This is a genomic window from Kineosporia sp. NBRC 101731 (assembly GCF_030269305.1).
Lineage (GTDB): Bacteria > Actinomycetota > Actinomycetes > Actinomycetales > Kineosporiaceae > Kineosporia.
Genome location: NZ_BSTC01000001.1, coordinates 1,273,031 through 1,292,312, shown reverse-complemented (window position 1 = coordinate 1,292,312; position 19,282 = coordinate 1,273,031). Strand labels below are relative to the sequence as shown.

The window sequence follows — 19,282 nt, the reverse complement described above, 5'->3', positions numbered from 1 at the left end:
ACGTCACCACGTCTCCAGGCCTTCGTACAGCGGGAAGTCCTGGGCCAGCTTCTCGACCCGCTTGCGCAGGCTCTCGATGTCGGCCGTGGGCTGCAGGGCGTTCGCGATCACGTCGGCGACCTCGGTGAACTCCTCGTCGCCGAAGCCCCGGGTGGCCAGCGCGGGCGTGCCGATGCGCAGACCGGAGGTGACCATCGGCGGACGCGGGTCGAACGGAACCGCGTTGCGGTTCACGGTCACGCCGATCTCGTGCAGACGGTCTTCGGCCTGCTGGCCGTCGAGCTGGGACTCCCGCAGGTCGACGAGCACCAGGTGCACGTCGGTGCCACCGGTGAGCACCGAGACGCCGGCCTTCGTGGCGTCGGCGGCGGTGAGGCGCTCGGCGAGGATCTTGGCGCCGCGCACGGTGCGGGCCTGACGGTCTTTGAACGCGTCGGAGTGGGCGATCTTGAACGCGGCCGCCTTACCGGCGATCACGTGCATGAGCGGGCCACCCTGCTGGCCCGGGAACACCGCGGACTGGAACTTCTTGGCGTTCTCCTGGTCGTTGGCCAGGATGATGCCGCCTCGCGGGCCCGCCAGGGTCTTGTGCGTGGTGCTGGTGGTGACGTGGGCGTGCGGGATCGGGCTCGGGTGCAGGCCCGCGGCGACCAGACCGGCGAAGTGCGCCATGTCGACCATCAGGTAGGCGCCGACCTCGTCGGCGATCGAGCGGAACGCGGCGAAGTCGAGCTGACGCGGGTAGGCCGACCAGCCCGCGATGATCAGCTTCGGCCGGGCCTCGAGGGCCTTCGCACGCACGACGTCCATGTCGATCAGGAACGTCTTCGGGTCGACCCCGTAGGCGGCCACGTTGTACAGCCGGCCGCTGTAGTTGATCTTCATGCCGTGGGTCAGGTGACCACCGTGGGCCAGCTCCAGGCCCAGGATGGTGTCGCCCTGGCGGATCAGGGCGTGCATCGCGGCGGCATTGGCCTGCGCGCCGGAGTGCGGCTGCACGTTCGCGTAGTCGGCCCCGAACAGGGACTTCACCCGGCTGATGGCCAGCTCTTCGGCGACGTCAACGAACTCGCAGCCACCGTAGTAGCGCTTGCCCGGGTAACCCTCGGCGTACTTGTTCGTGAGCACCGAACCCTGCGCCTCGAGCACGGCGCGGGGAGCGAAGTTCTCACTGGCGATCATCTCGAGGGTGTTCCGCTGGCGGCCCAGCTCGTTGCCCAGAACGGCGGCGAGCTCGGGGTCGGCGTCAGCGAGGGACTCGTTGGTGATCGCGCGGCTGGTGGAGGCGGCGTCAGACGTCATGCGGTTACTCCAAGCAGAGTCGGTCGTCGGGTGGTCAGGTCGTGCTTCCCTTGCCCCGGGCCCAGGCGAACGACCCGAAGACGACGACACTCCACCGCTTCCCGGTGGTGACCCACCCGAACGCCAGTCGCGGCGAGGAACATCGTATCAATGCCCGCGAGTGGCCGGTCGGTTGCGTATGGCGATAAGCATCGCATCATCCGCAACAGCTGTCAGTAGCCCTTGGACGAACTTCTCAAACCGGCTGGATCACCAGACCCGGCTGCCGGCTGCAGACACGGCTACAGACATCAGAACTGGACGGAGATGTTTCCGCGCTCCTCGCCCCGGGCCTCGAAGTACTCGGCCGGCGTGAAGCTCCCCAGCCCGGCGACGATGTTCGTCGGCACGGTCTGAAGGCTGGTGTTGTAGGTCTGCACGGCGTTGTTCAGGAGCTGCCGGGCGTAGGCGATCTTGTCCTCGGTGTCGGCCAGCTCGCTCTGCTGCGCGCCGAAATTCTGGCTGGCCTTCAGGTCGGGGTAGGCCTCGGCCACCGCGAACAACCTCGACAGCCTGGCCGACAGCTCGTTCTCGGCCTGCGCGCGCTGCCCGGCGCCGGCGCCGTTCGCGGACACCGCCTGCTGCCGGGCCTGCACCACGGCGTCCAGGGTGCCGCTCTCGTGGGCCGCGCATCCCTTCACCGTCTCGATCAGATCCGGGATCAGGTCATGACGGCGCTTGAGGTGCACGTCGATCTGCGCGGACGCGGCCTCGACCTGGTGACGACGGCGCACGAGTCCATTGTGGGCACGCACCGCCCAGAACAGGGAAAGCGCCACGACCACCAGGACGACAAGCGTCACCACGAGCACCATGGCCTCAACGTAGCCAGTCGTCGACCCCTCATTCCACGCCTTCACCCCATTCACGGCCCAAGGGGCAGACCATCCGGTCCTACCGGACGAGTCATATCCTGAAGTCATGGAAGAGCTGCGCTTCGGCATGACCCTCGACGACCGGCCCGCACGGGTTCAGGAGATGGGCGGGCGCGAGTTCACGGTCATCGGGGCGGCGAATCATTACCAGGAGATCGGTGTGGACGCCGAGGGTCGTCTCTTCCTGCTCGACCCCACCCCGAGCACCCCGTGCCTGCTCAGCAGCAGCATGGATGCCTTCCGCGGATTCCTGAAGGCGTTCGACGAGTTCTACGCGGGCGGGGATGCCGATCCGGAGATCCCGCGCCGTAAGCGAATTCGGCTGCTGAAGAAACAGCTCACCGCGATCGACGCCGAGGCGCTGCTCAAAGACCTGCACTGGTCCGTCACCGTGGAACAGATCGAGGACGGCATTCTTTAGCCGGGCCGATCGTCCACCACGAAAAAACGCCCCCCGGGAAAATGGTTTTCCCGGGAGGCGTTCTCTTGCACGATCTACTTGCCCCAGAGTGCCTTGTACTTCGCGGAGGCATTCGGGTTCTGCACCTCACCGAAGATCGACCCGGCGTAGTAACTCGCCGGCTCGTTGAAGTAGGCCTCGTAAGCCAGTTGACTGCCCAGGCTCTCGAACCAGGCCTTCATCTTCCCGATGTAGAACGCGTTGTCGCCACCGTTGTTACCGGCATGCGCGGTACCTGGGTACACGCCCCACTCCGGCACGCTGACCTTCTTGCCGTGGTTCTTGGCGAAGTTGCTCCAGTACTTCAGGCCCTGCTTGCCGTTCAGCTGCTCGTCCCAGGCCGACTCACTGGTCGCGCCGGGCCACATGTCGTAGGAGTCGATGCCCACGATGTCGACGTACTTGTCGCCCGGGTAAGCCTTGGTCGGGTCGGCCTGACCGGCGCTCACGCCCCGGTTGACGTTCCAGTCCCAGGTCAGCGCCGGGGCCACCGATTCGGCCGCGGAGACAACCTGTCGCCAGCACTCGGCGAACGCGGCGGGGTCGTTCGCCTGCCAGGCGTACCAGTCACCGTTGAACTCCCAGCCCAGGCGGATGACGCTCGTGTCGTCCAGACCCGCGGCCTTGATGTTCGTGGCGATCTGCTTCCACTTGTCGTTGTAGGCGCCCGAGGCGCACTGCGACAGGGTGCTTCCGTCTTCCGGGAAGGGCGGGAAGCCGAAAGACTTGGTGTACGAGGTGTTCTTCCAGGAGTCGTACAACCACTCCGGGTTGATCAGGTCGTCCCAGCTGGCGCGTGCCGGCCAGTCGACGACCACGTCGACGCCCGCTCCACGCCATTTCCCGAAGGCCGCAGCGTTACCGGCACTGCTGCCCGGCATGTACAGGCCCGACGCCCAGCCCAGACCCGAGGCCTTGTCGCTCAGGTTGGCCAGGCCGATCTGGGTGGTCTTGCCGGTGGTCGCCGACGGCGACGAGTCTTCCGTCGTGGTCTTGCTGGCGCTCGGCGACTTGCTGCTCGTCTTCGTCTTGGCCGCGGCCTTCTTGGTCTTCGTGGCCGTGGCCTTACCCAGGCGTTCCTGGTTCTTCTTCAGCTCTTCCGAGGTCGGCGACGCGGAACGGTCCGCGGTGATCGCCGGCATCGAGTTGCTGTCGCTGGTCAGCGCGGCCTCTTCGACCGTGTCCTGCTGGGCGCGGTCGATGAAGTAGGCGCCGGGCACGGCAATGGTCAGCGCGATCGCCACAGCACCGAGCCAGGCGCGCTTGTTGCTGACCGCGCGGCCGATCGGGCCACGGTTGGAACGGCGGCCGGTCTTCGGGCGCTGCCCCCGCAGGGCGCGGCGGCTGCTGAGTTCGCCGGTGGGCGTCGGATCGTCGACCGTGACGTCGGTCTCGACGATCTCCAGCGACCCGGACGGCGGGGTCGCCACCTTGGCGTGGCCGGAGCGCACCTTGATGGAACCGGTCTGCGTCTCCTCCAGCTGGGGAATCGCGACCGTGACGGCATCGGGGTCGGTCTCGCGGCCCATCAGCCCGAACGTCAGCTGACGCTGCAGGGCGCGACGACGGCGCCGCTTCTCCATGCGCTCGCGGCGGGCCCGCAGGTCGGAGCGACTGAGCCGCTGCTCGGCCGGGGCGGGCTCGACCCGGACACTCGTGGCCTTGGCGCTCTTGTCCTGGCCATCGTCGTCAGCAAAGAAAGAGGACCCCTCCAACGCACCCACTCGGGCGTTGGTAGCGGCGCGCCGCTTGCGGCGGGCCATTGCGGGGTCCAACGGGGCAGATCGGACGGAATCGCGGGATGCGCGGGTGGCGCGGCTGCGGCGGGTGTCGAGCACTTCGCCACGGTTCGCGGGAGCCTCCTGGCCCTCACGCTCCGCAGCGGATCTGGCTCTTCGCTCGCTCTCGCCCTGCGCTCTGCGTCTGCTCGTCACGGTGGTTCTCTGCTCCCATGGTCGCCCGGCGTCCTGCACGGCTACTGGCCGTCCTCGGCCGGTTGATACGGATGCATCCCGGCCATATGTCGCAACCGAGATCGAATCGTGATGCTAGGTGACCCCGCCCCCAACCGTCTAATGTGTGGCAGACCATACCAGTGCTGGTCAGAGGCCATTCAAGACAATCTTGGGATTCTCAGGACGGTCTCAGGTGAGACCGGGCCAGCCAATTCCCAACCCTCGCAGAACGGACGTCGTGCAGGTCATGGCGGCGCGTTGACGGCGCCAAATGATCATGTGAGCTGCGGGTCTAACAGCAAGGCATCATTCGATTACGCAGTACCGTCAGGTAGCCCGCAAGACATATTTGCCACTTCCATAACATTCACTTAGCGTGCACGTCCTTGAAGGTCACGAGCACTCCTTCCGGTGTGCTAAGTGACCCGTTCTCGTGCTTGGTCGTGCCGCTTTTCCCGAGGTCGCTCCACCTCGCCGGGGCGCCGCTCTTGACCGTTCGGCGTCCTCCCACGCACGCTGCGCAGGTGACCGAGGCCTCTGCATCCACTCCATCCACGCCGACATCCGCACCTACTCCCCTCGGCACGGGCGGCTCCGCCCCGGCCGACCGCCGGCAGTACGTTCTGACACTCGCCTGCGAGGACAGGCCGGGCATCGTCTACGCCGTCGCCAGCTTCCTCATCCAGCACGGCTGCAACATCCTGCAGAGCGAGCAGTTCGACGATCACGACGGCACCGACCCGGGCACCTTCTTCATGCGGGTGAAGTTCACCGCGCTCGACCCGGTCGAGACCCTCGACCGTCTGCGCAACGGCTTCCTGTCCGTCGCCGACTCGTTCCAGATGCAGTGGCGTCTCGTCGACGCCAGCACCCGTTGCCGCACGCTCGTGCTGGTGTCGAAGTTCGGCCACTGCCTCAACGACCTGCTCTTCCGGCACCGGATCGGCGCGCTCAGCATCGACATCCCTGCCGTCGTCAGCAACCACCGGGAGTTCGAGGACCTCGTGCAGTCGCACGGCATCCCGTTCATCCACATCCCGGTCACCAAGGACACCAAACCCGAGGCCGAGAAACAGCTCCTCGAGATCGTCGACCGTGAGCAGATCGACCTCGTCGTCCTCGCCCGGTACATGCAGGTGCTCTCCCCCGAGCTCTGCCAGGCCCTCAGCGGACGCGCCATCAACATCCACCACTCGTTCCTGCCCAGCTTCAAGGGCGCGAGGCCCTATCAGCAGGCCCATGCCCGTGGTGTGAAGATCATCGGGGCCACCGCCCACTACGTCACGTCCGACCTCGACGAGGGCCCGATCATCGAGCAGGACGTCCAGCGCGTCACCCACGCCACCAGCGCCGAGCAGATGGCCGCCGCCGGACGGGATGTCGAGTGCCAGGTGCTCTCGCGGGCCGTCACCTGGCACGCCGAGAACAAGGTGATGATCAACGGCACGAAGACCGTCGTCTTCAGCTGAGCAGGGCCGCAAGAACAGATAGGTAAGGCCGGTTCCGGAGGAGCTCCCCCGGCGAACCCGTCCCACCCAGCAGGCGACACCACGCAGTGGCACTAACCAGCGGAGTCCGGGCAGCCGGGGAACCCTTCGGAATGTGTACACCTGGTACATCCGGTACCGGATGTACCAGGTGTACACAACGCAGCCGACCCCCACAGTCGCCGACCACCAGGACCGAAAGCCGCCACCGTCACCTCACCCCCGCCACCTTCCCCAAAGCCCTCGCAGCCCGACGCCCAAGGGCCGGGCCGTTCCGCTTGGGGGATTATGGACGTTATCCACAGTTCGGATTCAGGGGCGGACTTTGGGGGCGAGGGCTGGTTATTCTGTTTTCATGGTCGGGGGACGGTTTAGAGCACAAGATGTTGCCATCGGGTTCACGGCCGGGCTCTTAGCCCTGGCTGGCTGCACAGGAGGCAGCAAAGACCCCACTCCTCCACCCACAACAACAATTTCAACTTCTTCAACACCCACCCCAAGTGCGACTGTGACACCTCCAGTCGCCCCAGAGGCGGTGCGGAGCGCGAAGGGGGCCGAGGATTTTGTTCGGTATTTTTGGGATGTACATAACTGGACCTACAAATCTTTGAATACGAATAAATTTGAGTCCATCATTCAATCTAACTGCACATTCTGTGCATCCACACTCGATGACGTTGGAGACGCGAAATCCAAAGGATCAACGATCTCCGGCTCCTCCATCCAGCTCCATTTCGTTGCTGCACCGCCCGGAAAAGTAGGAAATCGCATACTTGTTGCCACCGTGATCTCGCAACAAGCCGGTGTTGAAACGCGCCCAGACGGAAGCCGAGAGACATACCCCCCTGTACCCAAGTCTCAAAGCTCAGTCGCTCTGCAGTGGACCGCGGACCACGAGTGGCTTGTGCACGACGTGTCTATCGACGAACCGAGTTCCTCGTGAAGCGCATTTTCGTGAGCACCATGACGGGCTTAGCAATGCTGCTCCCCGGTCAGGCCGCCTTCGCCGAGGATGCTCCCGCGGACACAGATCGATCCATAACCTCACGTGCTTCAGCTAGCAACATGGATCTTCAGGGGTGGACCGAATCTGGCGGCGCCCAAGGTTCAAACACCACGAGCCATATCTCTACCAGGCCTCGACTCAAACACATGCACCTTCCCGCATGCACTGGAAACCTGCCCACCACAAGCGCAATCGTGCTGTGCAACAACGCCACTCTTATGTGTGCAGGCACACCCGCGCCGCGCGACATCGGGTACTGGGTTTTTAGTGCCCCCGTCGGTTCCAATAACTGGACAGCGACCGGTGCGTACGTTTGTCTGGGCGATGTCGATCCCGATGAACCTGCGCCTGTCGTGCCGGTTCTCACGGGTGAGGATTTTCAGCGGCTGCCCTTGCCGGCTTCGCCGATCGTGGTGCAGCCGGCTGATGGTCGTACCTTGGTGAATGTTCCGACGAATCTGTACGCCGATGCTGACACGGTGACGCTTCCGACCACGATTCTTGGGTTGCCGGTGCGGGTTCGGGCCACGCCGGAAGAGTTTCGATGGCGGTACGGGGACGGGGACGGGCTGACCACGGAGGATGCTGGGGCGCCTTATCCCGAGCTTCGGACTGCACACGTCTACCGCTCGTCCGGACGCCCACGGGTTGGCCTGACCACGGTCTACAGCGGCGAGTACTCGGTAGGGGGTGGGCCTTGGCTACCGGTGGACGGGTTTGCCACCGTGAACAGCCCGGCCAGCACGCTGAACGTCGTCTCGGCGCAGAACCGTCTGGTGGCCGGGTCCTCGTCCTGAAACGAGAGTCGCACCTGCCCCTTTCAGAGGGAGCAGGTGCGACCGGACGATAAGGCTCAGTACTCGTCGGGGGTGGCCCGGCGGATGACGATTCTCGTCCACGCGCCGACGTAGACCCGGTCACCCTCGCGGAACTCGGTGCGCTGCCCTCCGGGGATGGGGGTGGTGGGCAGCGGGGCTCCGGCGGGGGCGATGTGCGTGCCGTTGGACGACTGCAGGTCTTCGGCGAACCAGCGCTGTCCGTCGGTGGTGAGCTGGGCGTGGCGGCGGGAGACGCCGTGGTCGTTGCCGCAGTCCACCTGAGGGTGAATGTTGCGGCTCGTCGACCTGCGGCCGACCAGGATGCTCTGGTCCCACAGCGGAACCACCTGCGGCATACCGGGTGACGGGCAGGGCTCGTCGCTCTCCTGGGTGGAGTACCAGTCCGGGTCGATCCACACCTCGGCCACCCAGGTCAGTGGCGCCTGTGGGTTTTGGGTCGCGACGGGCATCGTGGGGTCGGGCGGCTGGAGAGCGGCGGGCTCGGGCGCGAGCGGCTCGGGGGTCCCGCCCACCGGTTCGGGCATGACCCCGGTAGTGAAGTCGTACCCGCAGACCTCACAGAACAGGTCGTCGGCAGGCACGACCGAGTTGCAGTGGGGGCAATCCTTCTCCGGCTGCCCGACACCCTGCTGGGCCGGGGAGATCAGGTCGAGCGGGTTGCTCGGAGGAAGGGGCGGAGGGGTGGGCGCCGCACCGATCGGCTGACCGCAGACGTCGCAGTAGTCCGTCGATTCGGAGACGTGCCCGTCGGGACAGCGTGAGCTCATCGCTTGTTGACCCTTGTCGTCTTCGTCGAAGCGGTGTCGAGTGCCATCTCGTCCAGCTTGTCGACCGAGCGCTTCAGCCGCACGGTTCCGGTGGCCGGATCGTCGATGTCGACGACCTTGCGCAGCTTGCTGGTGGCCTCATCGTTACCGGTCTCAGCCGCGAGCGCGACCGCACGGCCCAGCTTGGTGGTGGCGGTGGCCTCGTCGCCGGCGGCCTTGGCGGCCAGACCCTCCTGGATCACGACGGCCAGTTCGGCCTGGCCGGTGTAGTGGGCGACGGCGGGGTCGATACGGGTGGTGAGGGCGTCGTCTCCGGACCAGCGGGCCTTCACGAGGCCCTGCGAGACCACCGAGTCGCTGACGAGCAGCTGCACGCGGGCGGCGAGACGTTCCTGGCCGACGGGCTGCGGGGGAACGCGCACGGCCACGTGGTAGTCGCGGGACTCATCGCCCCAGGCTCCGGTCGGGAAGGCCGAGGTCAGCGGGTTCACCTCGATCTTGCGGCTGGTCAGGTCTTCCACGCTGGGCGAGACCTGGCGCACCCACAGCAGCTGCGAGCCCTGCGGCGCCCAGACCCGCAGGGTGGCCTCGGCGACGCCGCGGCCCATGGCCTTCTGCATCAGCGACTCGAAGTCCGCGGCCATGGCGGCCGGGTTCGCGATCAGGTCGACCGTGCCGAGCAGCGCGGTGGAGACGCGGCGCAGTTCAGCGACGTCCCAGTCGGCGCCGACACCACGGCAGTCGCACTGGAACCGGCCGGTGACCGATTCGATGGCTGCCTGGAACTGGTAGGGCTGCTCGCTCTGGTTCTGCCCGTCGGTGAGCAGGATCGCGTGCCGCTGGGTGGCCTGGGGCACGGTGTCGAAGAGCTGCCCGGCGAGCTTCAGCCAGGAGCCCATCGCGGTTCCGCCGTCGGCCTCGAGCCGGGAGATGGCGTCTTTCGCGGCGGCCCGGGCACCGGGCTCCATCTGCACCATCGAGATCCGGGCGTTCGGGTACGGGAAAGCACGGGTGGCCACGTGCGTGCCCGAGATGACCGCGAACCAGGTGCCGTCCAGGATCTGGTCGACGGCGACGGCCGCGGCCTGACGAGCGGCGATGATCTTCGCGTCGAGCATCGAGCCGGAGGTATCGACGATGATGATCTCGGCGGCGTCACCGCCTTCCCCGCGGCCCGCCTCGCCGGCTCCGGCGCAGGTCACCGAGACGATGGCGTGCACGTCGGTGGCGCCCTCGGAGATGAACTCGTTCTGGAACACCTCGGCGCTGAAGGACGGCATCTGGCTCTCCGATCGTTCGTGGGCCACCGTGAGGTGTGGCCCGTGTGTTTCCGGGGGCAAGGTCGGGCAGGTCAGGCGTGCGGATTTCCGTAGCCGGTGGGGTCCGAACCAAGGACGCCGTTGAGCCCGCTCGACGTTGCTTGCGTCGGGGTGGTGGTTTCGTCCGTTGTGATCCCGGTGCCGCGCTGCGGCGGGATCGGCGCGATCCGGGCCAGGGCCACCGTGATGTTGTCCATACCGCCCTGCGCATTGGCCCAGTCGATGAGCCGGCTCGCGAGCAGTGAGGGATCGCCCTGCACCTCGTCCGCCAGCCCTCGTACGAGGGTGGCCAGGTCGGAGGCCGGGGAGCAGTAGTTCCACAGACCGTCGGAGCAGACCAGCAGCCAGCCCGGGCGATCGGGCACGCGAGAGTCGCGGGTGGGCACGGTGTCGGGACTGTCCGGTCCCAGCCAGCGGGTGATCGCGTGGGCCCGGGGTCCGTTCTCGGCCTCCTCGCGCGGCACCCCGGCGAGGATCTGCTCGGTAGCCCACGAGTCGTCCCGCGACATCTGTTCGGGTTCGCCGAAGTCGGGGATCCAGTAGATGCGGCTGTCGCCGACCCAGCCGACGACAATCACGCCGTTGTCGACGACGGCCGCCGCGAACGTGCACGACGGCGGACTGTCCTGCCGTTCGCCCGGGCGTCCGCTGGGATGGCGGCCCGCCTCGACCGCCTGCTTGTTCGCCTCGTCGCCGGCCAGGGCCAGGCGCTCGTTCCAGGCCGAGATGCGACCGGCCACCGAGGCGACGTCCGGCCGGGGCCGGTCGAGCACCTCGGCGGCCGCCCGGGCGGCGCCGAGGCTGGCGATGTCCGAGTCGAAGGACGACGAAACCCCATCGCAGACAACGAGAATGGCACGGGATCCGGGTTCCGGGCGGGCCGAGACAGCCATCCCGTCCTCGTTGCGGTGGTGACGCACCCCCCGGTCGGAGACGGCCGCGACCCAGGCGGCCGGGCGCTCCTCCCAGTGGTCGCGCACCTTCACCGCGGGCGAACCGCAGTTCTCGCAGTAACCGTCCTGGAAGGTGGTGCCCCGGCAGGTGCGGCAGATCGGGCTTAGCGACTCCAGGTCGACCGGCGTGGCCGGCAGGACGGCGGCCGGGTGGGACATGCCCCCGGGCCGCTTGGCGGGGTCGGCCGGCATCGGCGTGATGCCGTCGGGCAGGTCCTGACCACAGCCTTCGCAGAACAGGTCACCGGGCTCGGCGTCCTCCCCGCAGTTGGGACAGACAATGCGCTGCCCCGCTGTCGGTCCCGGCGCCGGGTGCACGTCGGACGGAGGATTCTCGTTCACATCAACCTCTTGGCGTTTCGGTCGGGCTGTCGGTTCGGCAGTCGGTTCGGAATGCTCACCGCCAGGTCCAGCGGCGCACTCGGTTCGCCTCGTCGACGAGCCGGACCCGCTCGTCACGTTTCTCGGTGAGCCCCGCCAGTTCGCGGTAGGCCCCTTCCAGACCGTCCTGCAACTGTGGCGTCTGTGCTGGCACACCGCCCAGCAGGACGTCGGACCGTTCTCCGGTCTGCTGCACATCGGTCAGGGCCGCGGCCAGCACGTCGACCCGCAGCTGGGCGCGGTCGCGCGGGTCGAGCCGCACGGCCGCGACACTGTCCAACGCGGCCGACAGGGCGTCCAGCCCGGCGCCGGAACCCACCAGCAGAGCGGCTTTCTGGCGGCGGGCGCTGACGAAGCTGCGGCTCGTGGTCGGCACCATGTCCAGCGCCGCGATCGCCGCCTCCAGCTCACCCTGACCCTGCGAGTGCCGCTGCGAACGGATCCGGGCCAGGCCGAACGCGGCCGGGGCGGTGAAGTTGGCGTCGGTGCGCAGGCAGGTCAGGTAGAGACTCTCGGCGATGTCGGGCTGGCCGCCCTCCTCGCAGGCCACGGCGAGCGCGAGCTTGGGCGCGAGTTCACCGGGGGCCTGGCCGTAGACCGCGTTGAAGGCGGCCTGGGCCGCCGTCGCGTCCCCGCGGGCCAGGGCCCCGAGCCCGGCGAGCCAGATGGCCCGCCATTCCCAGGGGTCTTCGTTGAGGATCTCGCCGACCACGCGATCGGTGGTGTCCAGGTCGCCGGCCTCGACCGCGGTGTAGGCGGTGGCCAGGCGCACCTCGACCGACGGGTTGAGCGCGTTGAGCAGCAGGTCGAGCTTGGCCGGCGGGTCGTCGACGCTGATCGAGGCCAGCCAGGCGGCCTGTGGGTCGGTGTCGTCCACCCGCAGGCGGGGCAGGTTGTCCCACTGCAGCCGGTCGCCCTCGACCACCGGCGGCTCGAACAGCAGCGAGGCCGTGGAGTGCGAGGCGGGCCGTTCGCCGTGACGGTCGGCGGCCACCACCTCGCGCAGCACGCCGAGCAGCTGGGTGCGCAGCTCGTCCGCGGTGGCGAAGCGGTCGCCCGGGTTGGGGGCGCAGCACTTGGCGAGCAGCCGGTACAGCGAGTCGTACCGCTGGAACAGCAGGGTGTCGGCCACGCTGGGCAGGCTGGTGACATAGGTACTGGTGTTGCCGCGGAACTCCATGGCCAGCGAGAGCAGGCTGCGGCCGAGGGTGTAGAGGTCGCTGGCGACGGACGGGCCCACCTCGGGCACCTCGGGGGCCTGGTAGCCCACGGTGCCGTAGATGGCCGAGTCCATGTCGTCGATGCGGCGCACGCCACCGAGGTCGATCAGCTTGATCGAGTCACCGGCCTGAACGATGTTGTCAGGCTTGAAGTCGCAGTAGATCAGCCCGGTGTCGTGCAGGTACTGGAAGGCGGGCAGTACCTCGAGGATGTAGGCGATCGCCTGGTCCACCGGGAACGGCGAGTAGGCCCCGCCGGAGGTGCGCATCCGTTCTTTCAGAATGTCTTTCAGCGACTGGCCGGCGACGTACTCCATGACGATGTAGCCGGCCTCGTCGTGCGTGACGAAGTTGTAGATCTCGACGATCAGCGGGTGCTCGACCTGGGCCAGGAACCGCTGCTCGGCGATGGCCGCGGCCAGCGCGTCGGGGTCACCGGAGTTGAGCAGGCCCTTGAGCACCACCCAGCGGTCGGAGACGTTCTTGTCCTTGGCCAGGTAGATCCAGCCCAGACCACCGTGCGCGATCGCGCCGACCACCTCGTACTGCCGGGCGACCAGGTCGCCCGGCTTCAACTTGGGTGTGAACGAGAACGGTGAGCGGCAGTTCGGGCAGAAACCCTCCGGCCGGCCTTCCCGTCCCTGCCGCGAACGGCCCACCGGGTTACCGCAGTTCGGGCAGAACCGGCGGTTCTCCGGAACCTGCGGATTGTCCTGCACCGCGGCCAGCGGGTTGGGCACGGGGGCCGGCGGCACAGTGGTGATGCCCGCGCCGAGCCGGGCCGCGCGGGTACGGGACGAGGTGGACCCCAGCCGGCGGGTGTTGTTCGTGCCCCCCAGGGCCCGGGCGGAGCCCAGCGGTGCACTGGCCAGGCGGTTGGACGACGACGCGGCGGTGCGGGTGGATGTCGCGTAGCCGGCGTCGGGGTCGGGAAGAGCACCCTGCGCCGGGGTCGGTGCACCGATCGAGGCCGGGGCACCGCAGACATTGCAGTACCCGTCTTCGATCGTGCCCGTACAGCCGGGCTGCATGCAGGAGAGCGGAGTCGAGGTCATGTCAGATTCCTCCCCCGGGAACCGGGACGATCAGACGCTGGTAGTTCTCCACCAGGTTGCGGGCGTCCAGGATGTGGCAGGGCACAGCCGACAGCGCTGTCTCGGCCTGTTCCCTGACGAGTGCGACGAGCGGGTCTTTCGCGCGGCCGTTGGCCTGGGCCTTGGACGCGAAGGCACGCAGCAGCCCGAGCAGGACGCCGGGTTCGCCGAGGGCCGAGGTGTAGGTGTCACGCACTTGCTTCATCGCGGTGCCGACCAGGTCGAGACGACCGCGGAAGGCGTCGAGCGCCTCCCGGGTCTGCGGCACCTTGCCGAGCCGGGACACGTCGGGCACGGCCAGTTTCGGCGCCGGCACCACGGCGGCACGGGTGCGCTCGACGAGCTTGTCCAGCTGGTCGGCCTCGGCCTCCAGCTCCCGGCGGCGTTCCAGGGCGGCGCGGTAGTCCCGGCCCAGACCGCGATGGGCGGCCGCCGCCATGATCAGGTCGCGTTCGGCCCGGGCCGCCGCCGTCTCGATCGCCGCGAACGGCCCGCTGACGTCGGACCCCTTCCGGGCCCGGGCGGCCAGTTCGTCCAGCCGCCGGGTGAGCTCGTCCAGGTCGGGCAATGACAGGGGCCGGGCGGTGTGCCCCCCGGCCAGCTGCTCGCGGCAGCGTTCCAGGGTGGCGCGCGTGGCCTGGATGCGGGCGGCGACGTCGGCGGCCATCGGGTCGAACGACAGCCGGGCCCGCAGGGCTGCGGTCAGGGCGTCGGACAGCCGGCAGGCCTCGGCCAGCGAGAGACCGATGGCGCCCGTCGCACTGCCCGACCCCGCGCCGGTACCGGTGCCCCAGATCACCCGGGACATCTCCTCGCGCTGCTGGGGGCCGACCCGTCCGGAGTCCCAGATCGTCGTCAGCTGGGTCCAGCGGTCACTCACCGACTGCCACATGGTCATGGCCAGCGACAGGTCGCCGGTGTAGCTGTCGGCCTCGTCCGAGCGCAGTGCCGCGGCGTCGATCTGGTCGAGCTCACGCTTGCGGGCGGCCCGCCAGTCGTCGAGCGCACCCAGGTAGGTGCGCAGCTCGTCCACCCCGATCGCCTGGCCCAGCTGGCCGGGGGCGACGGGGGCCATGGCGTGCGCTACTGGTGTCATCGTCGGCAATTCGACCACGACACCCGCCGCTGCCGCTGGCCCAGGGGTGAACGGGACATCAGCCCCGGTCCTTCGTGAGCTCGGCCTCGGTGCGCCCGTAGACCGCCGGGGGCACGTCGGGCTGGGTGCCGCTGCCGCTCATCCACTTGGTGTAGAGCCGGTCGAGGGTGCCGTCACGCCGCATGTCTTCCAGCACCACGTTGACGAACTGGGTGAGGTCGGCGGCGTCGGACGCGGTGCCGAGACCGTACGGCACGATGTTGAGCGGGTCGCCCGCCATCACCTTGGCGTACGGGTCCTGCTTCGCGAACCCGGCGAGCACCGTGTCGTCACTGGTGATCGCGGTGGCCTCGCCCTCCTGGAACTTCACCAGGCACTCGCCCACATCGCTCACCACCACCGTGGATTTCACCAGGTCCTTGATGTTCTCGAGGCTGGTGGAGCCCTCCGTGGTGCAGACCGTGGCATCGCCCAGGTCTTCGACGTTCGTGGCGTCGGAGTCGCTGCGCAGCAGCAGTTTCTGGCCGGCCCGGTAGTACTCGGTGGAGAAGTTGATGTAGTTGGTCTTGTTGGCGTCGGTGCCGAACCAGCGGGCGCAGTTCATCGTCATGGTGTCCGCGACCAGGTCGACCTCGTGCTCCTGGAGCTTCGGCAGACGCTGGGCGAAGTTGATGACCTTGTACTCGACGTCGCGGTTCGGGTCGAGCCCGAGTTCCTGCGCCACCCGCTTGACCACGTCGACGTCGAAACCGGCGAGCTTGCCGGTGAACGGGTCACGCGAACCCCAGAGCGTGACGTCACCCGCGACGCCCGCGATCAGCTTTCCGCGCTCCTTGATATCGGCCATGGTGGAGCCGCTCGGCCAGGAGCTCGCGGACGTGGTGATACTGCCCGGATCGATGGACGCCACGGCGGACTTTCCGTCCTGGGGACATGTGGGAATGGTGTCGTCGGCGGCCAGTGCGGCCGCCGGACGGGCCTGTGACACCGGCTGGGTCGCCGGTCGGGACGTCGGCGATGCCGACGTGGTGGCGGTTCCGCAGCCGGCCAGCAGCGCGGTGGCACCTACTACCGCCAGAAGGCGAGGTCGCTTCATGGTCATCACCCTCACCGGTACTCGTTGAGTCGGAACGAGACGCCCCGCCAGGCCGCCGCGGCACAGAACAGACCCGCCAGCAGGAGCAGCGCGGCCACCGGTAGCAAAGGGTCACGCGCCGAGTCGAGGCCGTCCGAAATGTGTTCGCCGGAGACCTTCTCCAGGTCGGTCTCGGTCGAGTCCTGGTACTGCGAGAAGAGCGCGTTGGCGGAGGTGTCGGAATCGGAGGTAGCCAGATTCACCGCGCTGCGCCAGGCCCCGTCGACATCGAGCTGATTGATCTTCTCGTGCTGGGCCTTATAAGCCTCGAGCTGGGCCTTCGAGTCGCCGTCGACCAGGTCCAGCGCCTTCTCGTAATTCTTCTTCCAGAGGGTGTCGTCCGGGGTGGCCGACCCCTGTTGGATCAGGGTCAGGCTCTCGGTCGACTTGGCGGTGAAGGCCGCCACCCGTGAGTTGCTGAGATCCTGGGCCGGACGCAGGGATTCCGAGCGCACGTCGTTGGCCTGGCTCTGTGCCGACGCCATCAGCGCCGCTGCCGCCCCGAGCGTCACCACGAGCACGACGGTGGACGCGACAACCGGCAGGTTGAGATAGCGGTGCGAGTGTCGGCTGAGTGTGACCTGCGCATACAGCAGGCCGCCGATACCCACCACGGCCGAGAGGAGCAGGAGCCAGCGGGCGAACCCGGCGTCGGCGTAGGCGTCGGCCACGGCCTGGGTATCAGCCTCGGTCCGTTCCTCGATCAGGGCAATCGCGCCCTTCTCGTCCTCGGCCTGAGAGTTCAGCAACGCGCTGGCCGATTTCAGGTAACTGGCCCCGACGGAAAAACCCTGGCGGTTGTTCGCACGGGCCGAGCTCACGAAGCCCGCGTAACGGTTGATCGCCGCGTTGGCCTCGCCCAGCGCCTCGGCGTCTTCCGAGCTGTGCCGGGCAGCGGTCGTCAGGCCCTTGGAGACCGCCTCCAGTGCGCGGAGGTAGCCGATCCGCTGTTCCTGCGGTTCCAGACCACCCTTGAGGAACGCATTGGTGGCATCGGCGTCGGCCGTCACCAGGTTGGTCTGCACGCTCTGCAGGAGCAGGAGGTGGGACGCCGACGAATCGGCCCGGCCGAGGGCGTCGGACCGCATCTTCAGGGCCACCGCACCCAGCACCGCGGAGATCAGGACCGCGACGACGGCGCCGATCGCGGTCAGCCGCAGACGGCCAGGCGTGCCGGAGAACGAGCGCCGCGCGACGCCCCGCTGTTCCGGCAAAGTCGTCAGGCTCATGGTGCGTGCTCCGTTCCCTTGTCCGGCACGTGGGCCTCGTTGTGAACGCTCACATCCGTGCCGACGCCGGAACCCCCGAATTCGTTGCTCAGTTCATCACTGTTTCCGTCCAGGTCACCGGGCGCCAGTTCCCGCAGTTGCTCCAGGGTGGGCGCCTCGACGTCCCGCAGCCGCCAGGCCTGGTGCCCGATCGCAGCCTCCAGCATGTTGCGCGCCCAGCGCCCGTTGCCGAACCCGACCGGTCGGTCACCTTCCGGCAGCAGCTCGCGGAAGCGGGCCCGGGTCGTCTCACCGACCTCGTAGTCGGCGTTGCCGGCGTGCACCGCGAAGATCTGCTCGAGCTCGGCGTCGGTGTAGTCGTCGAACTCGATGACCGTGCGGAACCGGCTGGAGAGTCCCGGGTTGCTGGCGATGAACCCGGCCATCGGGCCGGGGTAGCCCGCCACGATGACCACCAGGTCGTCGCGGTGATCTTCCATCTCCTTCACCAGCGTGTCGATGGCCTCGGTGCCGTAGTCGTCACCGGCCAGCGAGTAGGCCTCGTCGATGAAAAGAACTCCGCCCAGCGCGCTCTTGACCACCTCGGCGGTCTTCGCGGCGGTCTGGCCCAGGTAGCCGGCCACCAGCTCGGACCGGTCGACCTCGACCAGGTGCCCCTTGGAGAGCAGCCCGAGAGCCCGGTAGATGCCGGAGACCAGCCGGGCCACCGTGGTCTTGCCGGTGCCCGGGTTGCCGTTGAACACCAGGTGCCGGGTGATCGTCACGCTGCGCAGCCCGGCCTCCTCGCGCAGCTTCTCCACCCGCAACAGCTGCGCCTGCCGGTGGATCTCGTTCTTCACCGAGGTCAGGCCGATCAGCGCATCGAGTTCAGCCAGCAGCTCGGCCAGCGATCGGGCAGGCACCTCAGGCGCTTCCGGCTCAACCACCGGCTCTACCGCGGGAACCGAGGCCTGCGAAGCCATCGGACCGGCCGGGTCGGGCGTACCGGTGAAACGCCAGCCGCCGGGCAGATCCTGGACCGAGACCGGCTCCTGGAACGGTGCTGGTGCTGGTGCTGTTGTCGGTGCCGGCGAGACCTTCACCCCGGCCAGCTGCGCGGCCGAAGCGGCCGAGGCATTGGCCACGACCCGGATGGTCGGCTCGCCGAGTGAGCACGCGGCGGAAGCCACCTCGGTCAGGGCTCTCGCATAGTCGGTCGCGATGGGCGAACGATCGTTCACCAGACCGGTCAGCAGGGCGGTAGGGGCGTTGCGCCAGCGCCGGGCACTGCTCGCGGCGTCGAAGAAGTCTTGTACGGTGCGCCCCAGATGAGCGGCCCAGTCCTGCGCACCACCGGGCGCGGACTCGGCGATGGCCGCGGCGAACGACGCCCCCTCGGCATACACCTGATCCCGCTGCAGACCGGCCGACATGCCTGTCGCCATGAGATTCTCGAGGGCCGGCACGAGTTCGTGGTGTTCGGTCACGACGCTCCCGGCGGGTCGAGCCGACGCAACGGCCCTCTGGTCGGCTCGTCGTCGGGTTCGGTGTCGATGGTGGACGCACCTGGGCTCCCGGGCGCGGCCGGCGGCATGGTTGCCGAGCCGGGTTGGGCGGGCACGTTGATCTGCCCACCGAGCTCGAGAGAGCTTCCCACGGCGAACTTCTCGGCCAGGAACTGACCGTGCGCCACCAGCGCGGCGGCATCGGCCCGGACGACCGCGTCGAGGATCTGGTCCATCTTGTAGGCCAGCAGGTCGAGCTGGTCGCAGAGCAGCAGCAGAGCGGTCTTGCCGTTCGCGATGGGCCGGGTGTCGGCCCACGACCGGGGCAGGCGCAGGTAACCGCCGACCGCCTCCGGCAGATAGCTGGTGGCCGTGGCGACGACCGTGTGCGCCTGGTAACTGCCGGCCCCGAGCTGGTCGAGCCGCGGAATGGTCTCCCGCACGATCGACGTCACCCGGGACACCCGGGAGATCACCATCGTGGGTACCCGCGTGGCGATCTCCCGCTCGAACTGCTCCAGTTCGGCCAGCAGCTCGGCGCTGCTCTTGACCTTGGGCAGCTCCAGACGGGGCTGATCCGGTTCGGGATCCTTCCCGAACACCTTTCCGAGCCAGTCACCGAAGGACACGGTGGCCCCGTT

General features: G+C 68.0%; 16 protein-coding genes and 1 riboswitch. Of the genes, 4 read left to right on the top strand and 12 right to left on the bottom strand.

The features are described 5' to 3' along the window. Positions 1-3: 3 nt before the first annotated feature. On the bottom strand, positions 4-1,302 hold the full coding sequence (gene glyA, locus QSK05_RS05715) for a serine hydroxymethyltransferase (protein ID WP_285594629.1): 1,299 nt from the start codon (positions 1,300-1,302) through the stop codon (positions 4-6). A 52-nt stretch (positions 1,303-1,354) separates the two neighbouring features. Further along, a riboswitch (ZMP/ZTP riboswitch) is annotated at positions 1,355-1,443 on the bottom strand. A gap of 149 nt (positions 1,444-1,592) precedes the next feature. Then, positions 1,593-2,156 (bottom strand): LemA family protein, encoded by a 564-nt coding sequence (locus tag QSK05_RS05710; RefSeq protein WP_285594627.1) that lies wholly within the window; start codon positions 2,154-2,156, stop codon positions 1,593-1,595. A gap of 106 nt (positions 2,157-2,262) precedes the next feature. On the opposite strand from QSK05_RS05710, the gene QSK05_RS05705 reads away from it, so the two are divergent. Further along, positions 2,263-2,637: a hypothetical protein gene (locus tag QSK05_RS05705; RefSeq protein ID WP_285594625.1), complete on the top strand. Its 375-nt coding sequence runs from the start codon at positions 2,263-2,265 to the stop codon at positions 2,635-2,637. 74 nt (positions 2,638-2,711) lie between these two features. Here the strand turns inward: QSK05_RS05705 and QSK05_RS05700 are convergent, their stop codons facing one another. Then, complete coding sequence (locus QSK05_RS05700) at positions 2,712-4,400, bottom strand: glycoside hydrolase family 26 protein (RefSeq protein ID WP_285594623.1); 1,689 nt, start codon at positions 4,398-4,400, stop codon at positions 2,712-2,714. Between the two features lie 755 nt (positions 4,401-5,155). Here QSK05_RS05700 and purU point away from each other — a divergent pair. From purU to QSK05_RS05690, 3 genes are all read left to right on the top strand, one after another. After that, complete coding sequence (purU, locus tag QSK05_RS05695) at positions 5,156-6,100, top strand: formyltetrahydrofolate deformylase (protein ID WP_285594621.1); 945 nt, start codon at positions 5,156-5,158, stop codon at positions 6,098-6,100. Positions 6,101-6,260: 160 nt separating this feature from the next. Next, positions 6,261-7,061, top strand: a complete 801-nt coding sequence (locus QSK05_RS36245) for a DUF6318 family protein (protein WP_352300308.1) — start codon at positions 6,261-6,263, stop codon at positions 7,059-7,061. A gap of 209 nt (positions 7,062-7,270) precedes the next feature. Beyond that, positions 7,271-7,921 (top strand): hypothetical protein, encoded by a 651-nt coding sequence (locus tag QSK05_RS05690; RefSeq protein ID WP_285594619.1) that lies wholly within the window; start codon positions 7,271-7,273, stop codon positions 7,919-7,921. A gap of 56 nt (positions 7,922-7,977) precedes the next feature. Here QSK05_RS05690 and QSK05_RS05685 read toward each other — a convergent pair whose 3' ends face one another. The 9 genes from QSK05_RS05685 to QSK05_RS05645 form a co-directional block, all read right to left on the bottom strand. Continuing rightward, positions 7,978-8,730 (bottom strand): FHA domain-containing protein, encoded by a 753-nt coding sequence (locus QSK05_RS05685; protein WP_285594616.1) that lies wholly within the window; start codon positions 8,728-8,730, stop codon positions 7,978-7,980. Beyond that, complete coding sequence (locus QSK05_RS05680) at positions 8,727-10,010, bottom strand: vWA domain-containing protein (protein ID WP_285594614.1); 1,284 nt, start codon at positions 10,008-10,010, stop codon at positions 8,727-8,729. Before QSK05_RS05680 ends, QSK05_RS05685 begins: the two co-directional genes overlap by 4 nt. A gap of 71 nt (positions 10,011-10,081) precedes the next feature. Continuing rightward, complete coding sequence (locus QSK05_RS05675) at positions 10,082-11,344, bottom strand: protein phosphatase 2C domain-containing protein (protein WP_285594612.1); 1,263 nt, start codon at positions 11,342-11,344, stop codon at positions 10,082-10,084. 55 nt (positions 11,345-11,399) lie between these two features. After that, a complete protein-coding gene (locus tag QSK05_RS05670; protein WP_285594610.1) occupies positions 11,400-13,658 on the bottom strand; it encodes a serine/threonine-protein kinase in 2,259 nt (752 codons plus the stop codon). A 1-nt stretch (position 13,659) separates the two neighbouring features. After that, a complete protein-coding gene (locus QSK05_RS05665) occupies positions 13,660-14,793 on the bottom strand; it encodes a hypothetical protein (protein ID WP_285594608.1) in 1,134 nt (377 codons plus the stop codon). A gap of 58 nt (positions 14,794-14,851) precedes the next feature. Then, entirely contained in the window at positions 14,852-15,889 is a 1,038-nt protein-coding gene (locus QSK05_RS05660) for a glutamate ABC transporter substrate-binding protein (RefSeq protein ID WP_285594606.1), read from the bottom strand. A gap of 11 nt (positions 15,890-15,900) precedes the next feature. Continuing rightward, positions 15,901-17,157 (bottom strand): GlnX family signal transduction membrane protein, encoded by a 1,257-nt coding sequence (locus QSK05_RS05655; protein WP_285594604.1) that lies wholly within the window; start codon positions 17,155-17,157, stop codon positions 15,901-15,903. Next, on the bottom strand, positions 17,154-18,623 hold the full coding sequence (locus QSK05_RS05650; protein ID WP_285594602.1) for an AAA family ATPase: 1,470 nt from the start codon (positions 18,621-18,623) through the stop codon (positions 17,154-17,156). Before QSK05_RS05650 ends, QSK05_RS05655 begins: the two co-directional genes overlap by 4 nt. Next, positions 18,620-19,270: a hypothetical protein gene (locus QSK05_RS05645; RefSeq protein WP_285594601.1), complete on the bottom strand. Its 651-nt coding sequence runs from the start codon at positions 19,268-19,270 to the stop codon at positions 18,620-18,622. The genes QSK05_RS05650 and QSK05_RS05645 overlap by 4 nt, the downstream gene beginning before the upstream one ends. Positions 19,271-19,282: the final 12 nt, after the last annotated feature.

Coding starts and splice junctions, on each gene's coding strand:
- glyA (WP_285594629.1), bottom strand. CDS start 1,302: ATGACGTCTGACGCCGCCTCCACCAGCCGCGCGATCACCAACGAGTCC.
- QSK05_RS05710 (WP_285594627.1), bottom strand. CDS start 2,156: ATGGTGCTCGTGGTGACGCTTGTCGTCCTGGTGGTCGTGGCGCTTTCC.
- QSK05_RS05705 (WP_285594625.1), top strand. CDS start 2,263: ATGGAAGAGCTGCGCTTCGGCATGACCCTCGACGACCGGCCCGCACGG.
- QSK05_RS36245 (WP_352300308.1), top strand. CDS start 6,261: ATGTACCAGGTGTACACAACGCAGCCGACCCCCACAGTCGCCGACCAC.
- QSK05_RS05690 (WP_285594619.1), top strand. CDS start 7,271: ATGCACCTTCCCGCATGCACTGGAAACCTGCCCACCACAAGCGCAATC.
- QSK05_RS05685 (WP_285594616.1), bottom strand. CDS start 8,730: ATGAGCTCACGCTGTCCCGACGGGCACGTCTCCGAATCGACGGACTAC.
- QSK05_RS05680 (WP_285594614.1), bottom strand. CDS start 10,010: ATGCCGTCCTTCAGCGCCGAGGTGTTCCAGAACGAGTTCATCTCCGAG.
- QSK05_RS05670 (WP_285594610.1), bottom strand. CDS start 13,658: ATGACCTCGACTCCGCTCTCCTGCATGCAGCCCGGCTGTACGGGCACG.
- QSK05_RS05665 (WP_285594608.1), bottom strand. CDS start 14,793: ATGACACCAGTAGCGCACGCCATGGCCCCCGTCGCCCCCGGCCAGCTG.
- QSK05_RS05660 (WP_285594606.1), bottom strand. CDS start 15,889: ATGAAGCGACCTCGCCTTCTGGCGGTAGTAGGTGCCACCGCGCTGCTG.
- QSK05_RS05655 (WP_285594604.1), bottom strand. CDS start 17,157: ATGAGCCTGACGACTTTGCCGGAACAGCGGGGCGTCGCGCGGCGCTCG.